The following is a 15,577-nucleotide window of genomic DNA, read 5'->3' as shown; positions in this document are numbered from 1 at the left end:
CCGCTATCCCATGGAAATGGAGAGCCCTTATGCAGCATGAACCCTGGATGATCAGCCACAGCATCGAGGTGGAGATCCCGTTCCACGACGTGGACATGATGGCGGTGGCCTGGCACGGCCACTACGTACGCTACATAGAGCTGGCGCGCTGTGCCCTGCTCGAGACTATCGATTACAACTACCCCCAGATGGAAGCCTCCGGCTATCACTGGCCCATCATCGATCTGCGCCTCAAGTACATGGCGCCCCTGCGTTTTGGCCAGAAGGTGCGAGTTGAGGCGCGGCTGTGCGAATACCAGAACCGCCTCAAGATCGAGTACCAGCTGTTCGATGCGAAGAGCGGCACACGTACCAGCAAGGGCTACAGCATCCAGGTGGCGGTGAGCAAGGAGAGCGGCGAGATGTGCCTCGCCTCGCCGAGGGTCTTGCTCGACAAGCTGGGGGTCGATGAATGAGGCGAGTCTTGATGAAGGGCATGGGAGACTGGCTCTGTGCCTGCCTGTTGCTGTTGTTGCCTGGGATGGCATTGGCCACTCCCATGACTCAGGCAGAGGTGCGCGAACTGCTGAGTGCAGAGCCAGCCCAGCGCGCCCGCTTCGAGCAGGAGAAACAGGTGGAAGGGCTTGCCCAGCCCCTGAAAGCGAGCGGCGAGCTGCTGCTGGCGCGGGGCCAGGGGCTCTGGTGGCATCAACAGCAACCCTTCGAACTGGCCTTGAGCCTGACCGCCCAGCGCATGAGCCAACAGGTGGGTCAAGGGGCTGTTCAGGTGATCGATAATCCCCAGCTACTGGAATTCAGCAGCATGATGCTGGCCCTGTTCGGTTCCGATGAGCAGGCGCTGGCCCGCTACTTTGCCCTCGATTTTCACTCCACCGAGCAGGGCTGGACCCTGGTGCTGACGCCGCTGGCGGCGCCCCTGAACAAGGTGTTTGCGAGCCTCACCCTGAGCGGCGGCAAGCAGCTGGACTGGCTGGTGATCGCCGATCGCCAGGGGGATGAGACCCGCATTCACTTCTCTGACTGGCAGAGGGTGCAACTGCCACTATCTGCCGAGGAGCAGGCCCATTTTGCTCCCTGAACACCCCGCCGCATCTTCTGAATGCGCATCCCTTGTCCGGGGCTGGAGCGAGCTGACCTGGCGTCGGCTCTCCTGGCTCTGGCTGCTGCTCAGCGCGCTGGCGTTGGCGCTGCTCGGCTGGCAACTCTCCCACAGCCGCATCAACACCAGCCTGATGGACCTGCTGCCCCACGAGGAGCGATCCGCGCTGGATCCGGCCCTGCGCGAAGGCTTGCTACGCCAGATCGACAAGCAGCTGGTCTGGATGCTGAGCCTGCCAGCGGGGCGGGACGGCCGCGCCGCGGCGCAGGAGTGGGCAAAGGCCCTGAACGCCCTGCCTGAGCTCAGCGCGGTGCGCGCCAATCAGCCAGAGCTCGCTCCCGCCTGGCAAGGCTTCATCTATGACTATGCTTGGCAGCGTCTCGATGAGGGCAGCCGTGCCCGCTTGGCCGCAGGCCCGGAGGCCTGGAGCCAGTGGGTGCTCGGCCAGATCTACAGCCCCTTCGGTGGGGTTTCCCGCACCGAGTGGCAATCCGATCCCCTGCTGCTGACCCGGGCCGGGGTGCAGGGTCAGATGACCAGCACAATGCGCCTCGACCATGACTGGTTGATGAGCCAGGACGAGGGGGGGCGGCAGTGGTTCCTGCTGCGCGCCGAGCTGGACTTGTCGGCCTTCGATCTCGCTCGCAATACCGAGCTGCTGAGCCGCCTTAACGAGGCGGAGCAGAGCCTCAAGGCCCAGTTCCCTGGGGTGGAGCTGCTGCGCCGTGGCACCCTCTTCTACAGCCAGCACGCCAGCGAGCTGGCCCAGGAGGACATCTCCACCATAGGGCTCGGCTCCACGATTGGGGTCTTGCTGCTGATGTGGCTGGCGTTTCGCTCGTATCGGGCGCTCTGGATCTCCCTGCTGCCCATCGCCGTCGGCCTCGCCTGGGGGGTACTGGCCGTGCTGCTCTGGTTTGGCGAGGTGCACATGTTCACCCTGGTGATCAGCTCCAGCCTGGTCGGCATCATAGATTACGGCATCCACTTCCTGACCGAGCGGCGCCTGCATGGCTTGCAGGAGAGCCCTCACCAGACCCGCGCCCGCTTGCTGCCCAGCCTTTCGATGGCGCTGCTTGCCACCCTGGTCGGTTATGGTCTGCTCTGGCTCGCTCCCTTCCCCGGTTTGCAGCAGATGGCGCTGTGCGCCCTGGTGGGGCTGACGGCCTCGTTCATTACCGTGCTCTGCCTGTTCCCGCTCTGGCTCGGTGACTTGCCCCAGCGGGAGGCCCGCGTACTGGTGCCGATGGCGCTCTGGCTCAGGTGGTGGCGCGAGTGGCCTGCCTTGCGCTGGGGTGTGCCTTTGCTCTGCCTTATCCTGATCGTAGCGGGATTGAGCCGACTGGAAGTCGATGATGACATCGCCCGGTTGCAGCCGCTGCCCATTGAGCTACAGGCACAGGAGCGGCAGATCCAGCGCCTCACCGGCCAGCAGGGAGGTATGACCGGCTTCCTGGTGACGGCGGCAGATGGGGAGACAGCCCTGCAGCGCCTCGAAGCCATGAGTCGCAAGCTGGCCGAGGCCAAGGCGCAGGGCCAGCTGACGGGGTTCGTTTCGCTGGCCCAGTGGCTGCCCTCTCTGGCGCAGCAGCAGGCGGATCACACCGCTCTGACAAACCTGTTGCCCGAGGTGGTGGCGCGGCTCAACCAGGCCGGGGTGCCGGTCAAGGCCGAGCCCAGATCCTGGCATCCTCTGACTCCTGAACATTGGCTGGCCAGCCCCGTCAGCGAGGGCAGTCGGCTGCTGTGGCACGGCTTGCCAGATGGCCGGGTCGCGCTCTGGCTGCCGGTCAACGGCGTGACTGACGTGGCCGTGGTGGCGGCCCTGGCCGAGGGGCAGGAGGGGGTCTTCTGGCAGGATCCACGCAACCAGTGGAGCGAGCTGTTTGCCCACTACAGGGTCAAGCTGACTGAACTGCTGGCAGTGGCGATCGCCCTGGTGGGCCTGCTGCTCTGGGCTCGCTTTGGCTGGCGCAAGGGCGCGCGGATCCTGATGATCAGCGGATTTTCCCTGGGGGCTGGGCTGGGCCTGCTCGCCGCCTGTGGCCAACCGCTCACCCTGTTCGGGGTGCTGGCCATGAGCCTCATCTTCGGCATCGGCATCGACTACAGCCTCTTCTTCGCCTACAGCGGCGGGGATCCTATGCGCCAACGCTCGACCATGTTTGCCATCCTGCTGGCCAACCTGACCACCCAGCTCTCATTCGGTCTGTTGGCCCTGAGCCACACCTCGGCCATCGCGGGCTTCGGTCTGGTGCTGAGCGGCGGCATCTTTATCGCCTTCCTGCTCTCTCCTCTGGTACTGGACAGGCGATGATCCCATGACCCTTATCCACCCCAGCGCTCTTGGAGCCATGATGAAGCTGTTTCTGCCCCTGTTGCTCACCGCCTTGCTCACCGCTTTACTTAGCGCCTGTGCGAGTGCCCCTGCGCCTGAGAATCGCGCCTACCTGACCCCGGGCACCAGCTTGCTGCTGCCGCCCCCGGAGCGGGCGCAACCCCTCTACCGTCAGCAACTGCTCAGTGCCCACAGCAAGGGCGGAGAACACCAGCTGCTGACCGTGCTGGAGGCCGATGGCCACAAGCTGACTTTAGTCGGACTGACCCCAAGCGGGATCCGGCTGTTTCGGGTGAGTTATGAGGGGGAGGTCATTCGCACCGAGCAGCTGTCCAACCTGCTGGGTGGCGCGGCACTGCCCCCCGTGGCCCAGGTGCTTGCCGACGTGATGCTGAGCTACTGGCCCATCGCCACCTGGCAAGCCAGGCTGCCCGAGGGCTGGCACCTCGAGGATGAGGGCATGGTGCGGCGCCTGACCGATCTCGATGGCAAGCTGGTGAGCGAGATCCACTACCGCCAGGTCGACGGGGAGCGCGAGCCGGTGCAGCTCATCCAGCACGCTTTTGACTACCAGTTACAGATGGAGAAGCTGGCCCCATGAGTGCAAACAAGAGCTCCCCGGTTGCCCCCTGCTATATCCGGGACTACGGCCTTGTCTGCGCCCTGGGGGAGGGCAAGGTAGCCATGTCCGCGGCGCTGAGCGCCTGGCACAGTTCGGGCGTGACGCCGCTCGACCATGAACGGGCCGAGCTGAGCGATGGCCGGCTCACCCCGATCGGTCGAGTGGGCGGCGAACTGCCTGCCATCCCGGCGGCCCTGGCCGTCTATGATTCGCGCAACAACCGCCTGCTGCTGGCAGCGCTGACCCAGATCCAGCCCGCCCTCAATGAGCTCAAGAGCAGATTCGGCGCGGATCGCATCGCCATCGTGCTCGGCACCAGCACCTCGGGCATTGCCGAGGCCGAGGTCGCCGTTGCAGCCGTGCGGGAAGGCCAGCCGCTGCCGGCGGAGTTTGACTATCGCCAGCAGGAGCTGGGCTCGCCGAGCGAGTTTCTGGCGCGATACCTGGCTCTCACAGGTCCCGCTTATACCCTCTCCACCGCCTGTTCATCCAGCGCCCGCGCCTTTATCAGCGGTCAGCGCCTGCTGGCAGCGGGTCTTGCCGATGTGGTCATCGTCGGCGGGGTCGACAGCCTGTGCGGGCTGACCCTCAACGGCTTCGACAGCCTGGAGTCACTGAGCACGGATCTCTGCCGTCCCTTCGAAGCCGAGCGGCGCGGTATCAACATAGGGGAGGGGGCGGCCCTCTTCCTGCTGACCCGGGAGTGCGCGAGTCTCGCCCTGCTCGGCGCCGGTGAGTCCTCCGATGCCTGGCACATCTCGGCCCCCCATCCGGAAGGAATAGGGGCCGAGGCCGCCATGCGCATGGCGCTGCAACAGGCTGGTTTGGAAGCTGCGGACATTGATTACATCAACCTGCACGGCACCGCGACCCGGCTCAACGACGAGATGGAGAGCAAGGCCCTGACCCGCCTCTATGGCGACGAGAGCACGGCGCCCTGTAGCTCCACCAAGATGTTGACCGGCCATACCCTGGGGGCGGCGGGAGCCATAGAGGCGGCGCTCTGCTGCCTGCTGATGGAGCAGGCACTGCCCCCCCCACATCAGGGGGGCGTACAAGACTCGGCGCTGGCGTCCATCACGTTGGTGCAATCGGCCTCTGCTGCCGATACAGGCAAGCCCCTTGCCCGGGTGTTATCCAACTCCTTCGCCTTCGGCGGCAATAACGTCAGCCTGTTGCTGGGGCGCACCGGCCAGGATCATCAGGGGAAAGCGTCATGAACGACATCACCATCGCCGAGTTGCTGCCCCATCAGGCGCCCATGCTGCTGCTGGACAAGCTGCTCGACTATCAGGGCACTCGGGTGCGCTGCGAGACAAGGGTCGGTGCGCGCCACGGCCTGCTGCTGGACGAGCAGGGTAAGCTGCCCGCCTGGGTTGGTCTTGAGCTGATGGCCCAGACCATCGCCGCCTGGGCCGGCATGCGGGGCCGGGAGCGGGGAGAGCCGGTGCGTATCGGCATGCTGCTCGGCAGCCGCCAGTATCAGAGCCAGGTGGCTAGCTTTGAAGCCGGCGAGCGGCTCGTCATCGAGGCCGAATGCCTGCTGGAAGATGGCGGCATGGCCAGTTTCGAATGCCGGATCCTGCGCGGCGATCTGCCCTGCGCCGAGGCCCGTCTCAGCACCTATTTGCCGAGCGACGAAGAGCTGTCAGCACTGCTTGGCTAGCATTTTAACTATCACTTTGACTGCTTTTGTTTCATTTAATAGTCGAATTGTCTGATTTTTGGAGAGGGAGTGAGGATGAATTCCACCGTACTGGTGACAGGTGCCAGCAAGGGCATAGGTCGCGCCATCGCCCTGAAACTAGCCGCCGATGGCTTTGATATCGTGGTGCACTATCACGGCGATCGGGAAGGGGCCGAGCACACCCTGAGCGAGCTGGTGGCGGTGGGAGGCCAGGGGCGCCTCATCCAGTTCGATATTTCGGACAGGGAGCAGTGCCGCAGCCGCCTCGAATCCGACATCGAGGCCCATGGCGCCTACTATGGCGTGGTCAGCAATGCCGGCGTGATCCGTGATGGCGCCTTTCCAGCCCTGACCGACGAGGATTGGGACGGGGTGCTGCACACCAACCTCGACGGCTTCTACAACCTGCTCAAGCCCTGCATCATGCCCATGATAGGGCTACGCCGGGGCGGTCGCATCGTCACACTGTCATCCGTCTCCGGCATCATGGGGAACCGGGGTCAGGTCAATTACAGCGCCGCCAAGGCGGGTATCATAGGGGCCAGCAAGGCCCTGGCGCTGGAGCTGGCCAAACGCAAGATCACGGTGAACTGCGTGGCCCCCGGCCTCATCGACACCGGCATGGTCAATGCCGAGGTAGAGGCCGAGGCGCTGAAGATGATCCCCCTCAAGCGGATGGGTCAGGCCGACGAGGTCGCGGGTCTGGTCTCCTACCTGATGTCGGACATCGCGGGCTACGTCACCCGTCAGGTCATTTCGATCAACGGGGGCCTGATATGAGTGGACTCATGAAACCAGTGAACCATCAGGAACAGCAGGAAGGGAGAACAGCATGAAGCGTGTCGTCGTCACCGGCATGGCCGGGGTGACCGCCTTTGGCAATGACTGGCAGAGCGTGGGGCCCCGGCTCAAGGGCGAGCGCAACGCCGTGCGCGAGATGCCGGAATGGGCCATCTACGAGGGGCTGAACACCCGGCTGGCGGCTCCGATCATAGACTTTGCTCTGCCGGCGCGTTATCCGCGCAAGAAGACCAGAGCCATGGGACGGGTCTCCCAGCTCGCGACCGTAGCCACCGAATTGGCCCTGACCCAGGCCGGGCTCATCGACCACCCAGTACTGACCGGCGGGCGCACCGGCATCGCCTATGGCTCCTCCACCGGCAGTACCGAGCCCATCAGCGCCTTTGGCGCCATGCTCAACGACAAAACCACCGCCAGCATCACGGCCACCACCTATGTGCAGATGATGCCCCACACGGCGGCGGTCAATACCGGGCTCTTCTTCGGCCTGCGTGGCCGGGTCATTCCCACCTCCAGCGCCTGCACTTCGGGCAGCCAGGGCATTGGCTATGCCTATGAAGCGATCAAGCACGGCTATCAGGATCTGATGGTGGCGGGGGGGGCGGAGGAGCTGTGCCCGTCCGAGGCCGTAGTGTTCGACACCCTGTTTGCCACCAGCCAGATGAACGACACCCCGGCGCTCACCCCCAGACCTTTTGACAAGACGCGGGATGGGCTGGTGATCGGGGAAGGGGCCGGGAGCCTGATCCTGGAGGAGCTTGAGCACGCCAGGGCGCGCGGGGCCCATATTTTCGCCGAATTGGTGGGCTTTGCCACCAACTGTGATGCGGCCCATGTGACCCAGCCCCAGCAGGAGACGATGCAACTCTGCATGGCACTGGCGCTGGCGGATGCGGGCCTTGCGCCCAAGGACATCGGCTACATCAGCGCCCATGGCACGGCCACCGAGCGCGGCGACATCGCCGAAAGCCACGCCACCGCGGCCCTGTTTGGTGACAAGACCCCCATCTCTTCCCTCAAAAGCTACTTCGGCCACACCCTGGGGGCCTGCGGCGCCATCGAGGCCTGGCTCTCCCTTGAGATGATGGCCGAGGGCTGGTTCGCGCCGACCCTCAACCTGGATGAGCCGGATCCCGCCTGCGCCCCGCTGGATCACATCCAAAGCGGTGGACGGGTGCTGGATGTGGAGTATCTGATGTCCAACAACTTCGCGTTTGGCGGCATCAATACCTCCCTCATCTTCAAGCGCTGGGCCTGATGGGGTTGCGCCCGTTCAGCTCGGGTGCAGCTCCAGTTCAGTTCCAGTACAGCCTGGGTTTAGCTTCGATTAATTAAGATGCCTTCCACTTTTAGGGAGGCATCATGTCCGTTTCATTCTCTTGTTCAACCCCATCTCTGCTGCGCCGCGGCCTGACCGCATGCGTGTTATCCACCCTGCTCTGGACCCAGGCCTCATCGGCTCTGGCTGATGGTGAATTCCGGCTCGGCAAGACCCTCTTGCTGGGGGTCGGTGATCGTCCGGCCATCATCCCCATGATCGTCTGCCGGCCGGTCAAGTCCATCATGGTGAAGGCGGAGCGGGAGCTGACCCTGGACAGGGTCAAGCTGACCTATGGTGATGGTCGCAGCAAGACCCTCAATTTCGATCGGGATCTGGCGCAGGATCAGGAATCGGGCTGGAAATCCTTGGGGGCCAGGCTCTGCATCAAGAAGATTGAAGTCTATGGCAATTCAGAAGGCAGCAAGGCGGGGGTCAAGGTTTATGGCCGCAAATGATGGCCGCCAATCGTTGACGACCATGCAATGAGACACTGGCTGGGGGAGACCCCGGCCAGCTCGTTTATTTCTTGGGACGAAATGGCTTGATGACGCTCTCGTCGCACTCGAGATAGGGGCCGTCCATCAGGTCGATGCAGTAAGGGATGGCGGGGAAGACAGCATCCAGGCACTCGCGGATCGATTTGGGTTTGCCCGGTAAATTGACGATGAGGCTGCTGCCGCGCAGGCCTGCTGTCTGGCGCGACAGAATGGCGGTGGGGACGAACTTGAGCGACTCCGCCCGCATCAGCTCACCGAAGCCTGGCATCATGCGATCGCACACCGCCTCCGTGGCTTCCGGGGTCACATCCCGCTTTGCCGGGCCGGTGCCGCCCGTGGTGACGATGAGGCTGCAGTGTTCCTCATCCGCCAGTTGGGTCAGGGTCGCTTCAATCTGATCCTGCTCATCCGGGATGAGCCGGTAGACGGCTTCCCACTCCGAGGTCAGATAGGCACCCAGGGTCTCCATGATGGCCTTGCCGGAGAGATCCTCATAGACGCCTGCGCTGGCGCGATCGCTGACGGTGACGATACCGATTCTTGCCTTGCTCATGAGCTGCTCTTTGTCGTGCTGAAAGTGGTAAATAAAATAACATAATCAGTGAGATATGTTAAAGCACCGCGACCGCTCGGGGGCATGAGTGAAAAAATGGTTCGAATGAAAACGATCTCACGCTAATCGAATATTCGGGAATAAGAGCGGTGACACGAGTTCGTAAATTTTCTAAAAAAAATGCCATACAAGAGTTTTTCATAATCATCTGAATATTAACGAATAAATCTATTTCCTCGCAGCTACCCCTGCATATTGTTCAAAAATCGGACTCCTGTGACTCGGAGCAGGCTGAACCAAGATCGCCGCCCTCTTATATAACTTTTCTTACGGACAGTGAAATTATGTGCTGAGCGTAGTTTGGATGTGTCACACATGAGGCCTCTGGCCAGGAGGGCATATGGAGCTGCCAGATTTCGATACTCTCAAACACTGGGCCCTCGCCGAGCCGGAGCGGCTGGATGAACTTTTGCACAAGCAAATCGATGCCCTGATCGAACAGGTGGGGCCTGATCGGCAACGACGACTGCGGGGTTTACAATTTCGCATAGACTGCCAGCGTCGACTGGCTAAAAACAACCTCGATAGCTGCATCCGGATTGCCAATATGATGCATGAATCCTTTTACGCCATGCGCAGCCAGATCAGTGACCTCCAGCATGAAACCGCCCCCCTGGCGGATGGCGGACCTCCTGGAAATAATGTTATCCGGCTCGCAGATCATCGCCGGGATAAATAGAATATTTAGCCGTTTTATTTATATTTTCATCTTTTTTCATAAGCCGAGCCACCACCTTGTTAATAAGCGTGGTGGCTTGTTTGTTATTTGCTGCAAATGAAGGCTGGCAGGGGAATAAATAACGCGATAACGGTTTCGCGGCATGGATATATATGGAGGAATAAAGTGGCTGGGGTAATATGTCGCTACGTTTAATTTGCTACGACTCAAGGGAATGATGAGAAGTATTACTCCAAGACGGGTGTTGTCGCCGGAACAGCAGACAGAGATCACCCGCATTATCGTCAAGGTGGGCCAGTTGCTGGCTCAATATGGTGCCGAGGCGCGCATCGTAGAGCAGACCACGGTGCGGCTCGGCCTGGCGCTGGGACTGGAGAGTGTCGAGATGGCGCTCTCTGCCAGCGGCATCGTCTTGACCAGCCTCTACCAGGGGCATTGCGTCACCACTACCCGTCGGGTGCGGGATCAAGGCATCAACATGCAGGTAGTGTGCGAAGTACAGCGGCTCTGCATCCTGGCGGAGAAGGAGCTGGTCGGCGCGCGGGAAGTGCGCCAGCGGCTCGATGCCATAGTGCCGTTCCACTATCATCCCTGGCTGGTGGTGCCCATGGTGGGCTTCTCCTGCGGGGCCTTCAGCCTGCTGTTTGGTGGCGACTGGCCCGTCTTCCTGGTGACCTTCGTCGCCTCTGCGGTGGCGATGCGGGTGCGCCAACTGATGGCACGTCATCACCACAGTCCGCTCATCAACTTCGCCGTGACCGGCTTCGTCGCCACCCTGATCGCCTCGAGCGCCACCTACTTCGGCTGGGGCGAGCAACCCTATCTCGCCATGGCGGCCAGCGTCCTGCTGCTGGTGCCGGGCTTCCCGCTCATCAATGCGGTGTCCGACATGGTGAAGGGCTACTTCAACATGGGGCTGGCACGCTGGGGAACGGCGACCCTGCTCACTATTAGTGCGGCCATAGGTATTATCCTGGCCATGTCGGTCACCGGTATCTGGGGGTGGCAGGTATGACTTATCTCGACTCGCGGCAGGGGCTCCCAAGTACGATGAGCCTGCTCACCATCAGTGCCATTGCAATCATCGGTATCATATTAGCCATGTCAGTCATCGGGATCTGGGGGTGGCAGGTATGATGGATCTGCTCTGGCTGCTGGCCAAGGATGCGTTCTGGTCGGCCATTCCGGCGGTGGGGTTTGCCATGTTGTTCAACGTGCCACCGCGCATGTTGAAGTATTGCGCCATGGGGGGCGCCCTGGCCCACAGCCTGCGCACCCTGCTCATCCACTACGGCATGCCCATCGAGTGGGCCACCTTGGCGGCGTCCACCACGGTCGGTTTTGTCTGCGTCTACTGGTCGCGCCGCCTGCTGGCGCCACGGCCCGTGTTCAGCGTCGCCTCCATCATCCCCATGATCCCCGGCAGCTATGCGTTCAAGGCGATGATCGCCGTGGTGGAGCTCAACATCTCGGGTGTGACTATGGAGCTTATCCAGGGGGCGGTGGAGAATGGCCTCAAGGCGCTGTTTATCGTGGGGGCCCTCAGTTTCGGTTTGGCGATCCCCTCGCTGGTCGTGTACCGTAACCGGCCCATTGTCTGAGATAGGGTGTGAGGAGCTGACGCCATGATGATTTCCATGATTGCCGCCATGGCGCACGATCGCGTGATAGGTAAAGACAACCAGATGCCCTGGCACCTGCCCGCCGATCTGGCCCACTTCAAGCGGGTCACCCTCGGCAAGCCGGTGCTGATGGGGCGCAAGACGTTCGAATCCATCGGTCGTCCCCTGCCCGGACGGCGCAATCTGGTGATCAGCCGCAATCCCGATTATCGGGTGGAGGGGGTGGAGGTCGTCGATTCGGTCGAGGCCGCGCTGGCCCTGCTGAGCGCCGATGCCACCCCGGAGCTGATGGTGATCGGCGGTGGTCATCTCTATGCCCAGCTGCTGCCACAGGCGAGTCGCCTCTACCTGACTCAAATCGATCTGGCGGTGGAGGGAGACACCCGTTTCCCCGCCTTCGATGACGGGGGTTGGATAAAGCAGGAGAGCGAGCCTCATCTCGCCGATGAGAAGAACCCCTATCCCTATTGTTTCGAGACTTGGCAGCGACGCTAGCTTCACTCGAGCCTAAAAGGCCTCTCGCATTGCCAGGGGCCTTTTTTTGTGCTGTCGATGACGCCCGTCATCGGTGTTTACGGCCCTCGCGTTGCTCTCTTCTTCCTCCCTTCGTTCTCATTAAAAATGATTCGCTCTGTAATGATTTCAGGGCGCCGGCTTGAGCCGTTTTCCTGCCAGCCAAACTCCCCCTCTTTATGCCATTCTCGGGCCGTATTTACTCATCAAACGGCGAAATGATTGATTTTTAACTCAACTATTTTATGTTTTTTTAGTTTATCTTGGCTTGTTGTTGAATTTTTGTTTCATTAAATAATGGATAAAAATCAATTACTTATGATTTTATGTTTTTTATTGGACTCTAATGGTTCTTTTGTTTTTCATGGTAATTGTTTAGTGTTGAAAGTAATTGGTTCGCGTTCGGCAGCTGAAACAGCAAGATGTCGGCCATAAAAAAAGGACAGTATGACAGTCAAGCTTGAGGTCAAATCACTCTATAAAATCTTCGGTGAACAGCCGGAAAAAGCGTTCAAATTATTGGCAAAAGGGCACGACCGCGCCAGCATCTTGCAAAAGACCGGGCAGACCCTGGGGGTGCAAGACGTCAACCTCGCCATCCAGGAGGGGGAGATCTTCGTGGTCATGGGCCTGTCCGGCTCGGGCAAATCCACTCTGGTACGGCTCTTCAACCGGCTGATCGAGCCGACCCGTGGTCAGGTGCTGATCGACGGTGAAGACATCGCCGCCATCTCGGATAGCGAGCTGCGCCAGGTGCGGCGCAAGAAGATCAGCATGGTGTTTCAATCCTTCGCCCTGATGCCCCACCTGAGCGTGCTGGAAAACACCGCCTTCGGCCTGGAGCTGGCCGGGGTGCCGCTGGCGGATCGTCAGCGCAGTGCCCGCCAGGCCCTGCATCAGGTGGGACTGGGTCAGTGGATTGACGCCTACCCCGATGCCCTCTCCGGCGGCATGAAGCAGCGCGTCGGCCTGGCCCGAGCCCTGGCCAATGACCCGGATATCCTGCTGATGGACGAGGCGTTCTCCGCGCTGGATCCCTTGATCCGCACAGAAATGCAGGATGAACTGCTCAAGCTGCAGGCCAGTCAGCAGCGGACCATCGTTTTCATTTCCCATGATCTGGACGAGGCGATGCGCATCGGCGATCGCATCGCCATCATGCAGGACGGTCAGGTGGTGCAAGTCGGCACGCCGGACGAGATCCTGAACCAACCCGCCAACGACTATGTACGCGCCTTCTTTCGCGGGGTGGATCTGGCCAACGTATTCAGCGCCCGCGATGTGGCGAGCCGCAAGCAGATGCCCCTCATCAAGAAACACACCACGGACGGGCCGGGCAACGCCCTACGCCAGCTCAAGGAGCTGGAGCGAGAGTATGGCTATGTGGTGGATCGCAGCCGCCGCTTCCTCGGCGTCGTCTCTGTCGAATCGCTGAGTCAGGCGGTGCGTGACAAGGGCAGCCTGGAGCAGGCGCTGCTGGCGGACATCCAGCCCATTTTGGCGGATACCCCTCTCAATGAACTCATCAGCCAAGTGGCCGCCGCACCCTGTCAGGTGCCCGTGGTCGAACCGGATGGCAGTTATCTGGGGCTTATCTCCAAGGCCAACCTGCTGAACACCCTGGACAGGAGTACCCCGGTATGAAATTAACCTCCCCCTATCGTCTGCTGGCAGGCATGCTGGCGTTATTACTGCTGGCGAGTGCCCCCGCTAGGGCCGACGACGTAGCGGCCGATCCCTGGGCTGCAACCTCGGAGGCGAGCACAGAGGCCGCCAGCGATCCCTGGGCGAGCACCGACACCACCGCCGCCGACTGGCAGAACCAGATAACGAGCGCAGAGACTGATGCGCAGATCAACTGGCTGGATCCGTTCCAGCAGGCGCTTGTACCGCTGGATTCCTGGGTCGAGAGTGGCATCGGCTGGCTGGTGGAGAACCTGCGGCCTGTGTTCCAGCTGATCCGGGCGCCGGTGGAGCTAACCCTCAATGGCATGACCCACCTGCTGCAGACGGTGCCATCCGCTCTGATGATAGGGCTGCTGACACTGGTCGCCTGGCAGCTGGTCAACGGCCGTATGGCGTTGGGTACCCTGGTCTCCCTCATCGGGATCGGCCTCATCGGTGCCTGGTCCGATGCCATGGTGACCCTGTCACTGGTGCTGACTTCGCTGTTCTTCTGCGTCCTGATTGGCTTGCCGGTCGGCATACTGCTGGCACGCAGTGAACGGCTGTCGCACTGGACCCGGCCCCTGCTGGACGCCATGCAGACCACCCCGGCCTTCGTCTACCTCATCCCCATCGTCATGCTGTTTGGCATCGGCAACGTACCCGGCGTGGTGGTAACGGTGATCTTCGCCCTGCCGCCGATGATCCGCCTGACCATGCTGGGGATCCGCCAGGTGCCCACGGATCTGGTGGAAGCCGCTCACTCGTTCGGGGCCAGCCCGTCCCAGCTACTGTTCAAGGTACAGCTGCCGCTCGCCATGCCCACCATCATGGCCGGGGTCAACCAGACCCTGATGCTGGCGCTCTCCATGGTGGTGATCGCCTCCATGATCGCGGTCGGCGGCCTCGGCCAGATGGTATTGCGCGGCATCGGTCGCCTCGACATGGGGCTCGCCTCCATCGGCGGCCTCGGCATAGTGCTGCTGGCCATCGTCCTCGATCGCCTGACCCAGGCCATGGGGCAGCCGGATCGCAGCCGGACCGGCCGCTGGTATCAGCGGGGCCCGGTAGCCCTGCTGCTGCGACTGTGCGGTCGCAGCCCATCCATTCAATGCAAAGGAGCAACCTCATGAGACTCATCACCACCAGCCTGACCCTGGGCGCCCTGCTACTCAGCACCCTTGCCATGGCCAGCGCCGAGCTGCCGGGGGAGGGGATCAAGGTGCAACCCTTGCAGAGCTCCCTGCCGGAAGAGGCTTTTCAGAGTCTGCTGGTCAGCAAGCTGATGGAGCGGCTCGGTTACGACGTACAGCCGGCGCAGGAGGTGGACTACAACGTGGCCTATGCCTCGGTGGCCCAGGGTGACGGCACCTTCCTCGCCTTTAACTGGATCCCGTTGCAAAACAACAAGTATGAGCAGGCGGGGGGCGACAAGGTGTTCTTTCGCCAAGGGACCTACGTGGCCGGCGCCGCCCAGGGTTATCTCATCGACAAGAAGACCGCCACCCAATACGGCATCACCAACCTCGGTCAGCTGAAGGATCCCAAGCTGGCGGCGCTGTTTGATGGCGACGGTGACGGCAAGGCCGATCTGGTGGGGTGCAACCCGGGTTGGGGCTGTGAGGAGGCGATCAACCATCACCTCGACGAGTTCGGGCTGACCCCGACCGTGACCCACAAGCAGGGCAACTATGCGGCGCTGGTCGCCGACACCCTGGCCCGCTACCAGAGCGGCAAGCCGGTGCTCTACTACACCTGGACGCCGTACTGGCTCAGCAGCGAACTGGTGCCGGGACGGGACGTGGTTTGGCTGGAGGTTCCCGCCAATGCCAAAGATGTGGCTAAGACCCGGCTGCCGAATGGCAAGAACTACGGTTTTGCGGTCAATACCATGCACATAGTCGCCAACAAGGCCTTCACCGATGCCAATCCGGCGGCGGCCAAGCTGTTTGCCATCGTCAAGCTGCCGCTCAATGACATCAACATCCAGAATGGCCTGATGAACAAGGGGCAGAACAAGCCGGCGGATGTGGAACGTCACGCCGATGCCTGGCTGAAGGGGCATGAGGCCCTGGTCAACGGCTGGCTGGCCGAGGCGCGCACCGCCGCGCAATGAGTCG

17 protein-coding genes are annotated in these 15,577 nt (G+C 61.8%); 16 read left to right on the top strand and 1 reads right to left on the bottom strand.

All coding sequences use genetic code 11. From position 1 onward, the window contains the following. Window positions 1–29: 29 nt before the first annotated feature. The 9 genes from BN1137_RS16740 (at window position 30) to BN1137_RS16700 (ending at window position 8,323) form a co-directional block, all read left to right on the top strand. Entirely contained in the window at window positions 30–455 is a 426-nt protein-coding gene (locus BN1137_RS16740) for an acyl-CoA thioesterase (protein ID WP_050719685.1), read from the top strand. Further along, window positions 452–1,078, top strand: a complete 627-nt coding sequence (locus tag BN1137_RS16735; RefSeq protein WP_232306958.1) for an outer membrane lipoprotein carrier protein LolA — start codon at window positions 452–454, stop codon at window positions 1,076–1,078. The genes BN1137_RS16740 and BN1137_RS16735 overlap by 4 nt, the downstream gene beginning before the upstream one ends. Then, window positions 996–3,416 carry an MMPL family transporter gene (locus BN1137_RS16730; protein ID WP_408605552.1) on the top strand — a complete coding sequence of 807 codons (2,421 nt, stop codon included), beginning with the start codon at window positions 996–998 and terminating at the stop codon, window positions 3,414–3,416. Before BN1137_RS16735 ends, BN1137_RS16730 begins: the two co-directional genes overlap by 83 nt. 40 nt (window positions 3,417–3,456) lie before the next feature. Further along, the gene (locus BN1137_RS16725) at window positions 3,457–4,038 is read left to right on the top strand and encodes a DUF3261 domain-containing protein (RefSeq protein ID WP_157433797.1); all 582 of its coding nucleotides are present in this window, start codon (window positions 3,457–3,459) and stop codon (window positions 4,036–4,038) included. Then, window positions 4,035–5,279 (top strand): beta-ketoacyl-[acyl-carrier-protein] synthase family protein, encoded by a 1,245-nt coding sequence (locus BN1137_RS16720; protein WP_050719681.1) that lies wholly within the window; start codon window positions 4,035–4,037, stop codon window positions 5,277–5,279. Before BN1137_RS16725 ends, BN1137_RS16720 begins: the two co-directional genes overlap by 4 nt. Then, window positions 5,276–5,725, top strand: a complete 450-nt coding sequence (locus BN1137_RS16715; protein WP_050719680.1) for a hotdog family protein — start codon at window positions 5,276–5,278, stop codon at window positions 5,723–5,725. The genes BN1137_RS16720 and BN1137_RS16715 overlap by 4 nt, the downstream gene beginning before the upstream one ends. 75 nt (window positions 5,726–5,800) lie before the next feature. Then, on the top strand, window positions 5,801–6,526 hold the full coding sequence (locus BN1137_RS16710) for a 3-ketoacyl-ACP reductase FabG2 (RefSeq protein ID WP_050719679.1): 726 nt from the start codon (window positions 5,801–5,803) through the stop codon (window positions 6,524–6,526). A 52-nt stretch (window positions 6,527–6,578) separates the two neighbouring features. After that, window positions 6,579–7,805, top strand: coding sequence for a beta-ketoacyl-ACP synthase (locus tag BN1137_RS16705; protein ID WP_050719678.1), 1,227 nt, complete (start codon window positions 6,579–6,581; stop codon window positions 7,803–7,805). A gap of 104 nt (window positions 7,806–7,909) precedes the next feature. Further along, window positions 7,910–8,323, top strand: coding sequence for a DUF2541 family protein (locus BN1137_RS16700; RefSeq protein ID WP_050719677.1), 414 nt, complete (start codon window positions 7,910–7,912; stop codon window positions 8,321–8,323). A gap of 64 nt (window positions 8,324–8,387) precedes the next feature. Here the strand turns inward: BN1137_RS16700 and mog are convergent, their stop codons facing one another. Continuing rightward, complete coding sequence (mog, locus tag BN1137_RS16695) at window positions 8,388–8,918, bottom strand: molybdopterin adenylyltransferase (protein ID WP_050719676.1); 531 nt, start codon at window positions 8,916–8,918, stop codon at window positions 8,388–8,390. A gap of 400 nt (window positions 8,919–9,318) precedes the next feature. On the opposite strand from mog, the gene BN1137_RS16690 reads away from it, so the two are divergent. The 7 genes from BN1137_RS16690 (at window position 9,319) to proX (ending at window position 15,573) form a co-directional block, all read left to right on the top strand. Next, on the top strand, window positions 9,319–9,657 hold the full coding sequence (locus tag BN1137_RS16690; RefSeq protein WP_050719675.1) for a DUF3135 domain-containing protein: 339 nt from the start codon (window positions 9,319–9,321) through the stop codon (window positions 9,655–9,657). Window positions 9,658–9,871: 214 nt separating this feature from the next. Beyond that, the gene (locus BN1137_RS16685) at window positions 9,872–10,672 is read left to right on the top strand and encodes a threonine/serine exporter family protein (protein ID WP_232306957.1); all 801 of its coding nucleotides are present in this window, start codon (window positions 9,872–9,874) and stop codon (window positions 10,670–10,672) included. A 118-nt stretch (window positions 10,673–10,790) separates the two neighbouring features. Beyond that, complete coding sequence (locus BN1137_RS16680) at window positions 10,791–11,258, top strand: threonine/serine exporter family protein (RefSeq protein ID WP_050719673.1); 468 nt, start codon at window positions 10,791–10,793, stop codon at window positions 11,256–11,258. 24 nt (window positions 11,259–11,282) lie between these two features. Further along, window positions 11,283–11,774, top strand: a complete 492-nt coding sequence (folA, locus tag BN1137_RS16675; protein ID WP_050719672.1) for a type 3 dihydrofolate reductase — start codon at window positions 11,283–11,285, stop codon at window positions 11,772–11,774. Between the two features lie 465 nt (window positions 11,775–12,239). Continuing rightward, window positions 12,240–13,436: a glycine betaine/L-proline ABC transporter ATP-binding protein ProV gene (gene proV, locus BN1137_RS16670; protein ID WP_050719671.1), complete on the top strand. Its 1,197-nt coding sequence runs from the start codon at window positions 12,240–12,242 to the stop codon at window positions 13,434–13,436. Beyond that, entirely contained in the window at window positions 13,433–14,590 is a 1,158-nt protein-coding gene (gene proW, locus BN1137_RS16665; protein ID WP_050719670.1) for a glycine betaine/L-proline ABC transporter permease ProW, read from the top strand. The genes proV and proW overlap by 4 nt, the downstream gene beginning before the upstream one ends. Further along, entirely contained in the window at window positions 14,587–15,573 is a 987-nt protein-coding gene (gene proX / locus BN1137_RS16660; protein WP_050719669.1) for a glycine betaine/L-proline ABC transporter substrate-binding protein ProX, read from the top strand. The genes proW and proX overlap by 4 nt, the downstream gene beginning before the upstream one ends. Window positions 15,574–15,577 lie beyond the last annotated feature (4 nt).

The sequence above is a fragment of the Aeromonas tecta genome (assembly GCF_000820185.1).
In the GTDB taxonomy this organism is placed as follows: domain Bacteria; phylum Pseudomonadota; class Gammaproteobacteria; order Enterobacterales; family Aeromonadaceae; genus Aeromonas; species Aeromonas tecta.
Note: the sequence above shows the minus strand (reverse complement) of the source record. Positions and strands in the feature narration are given on the sequence as shown.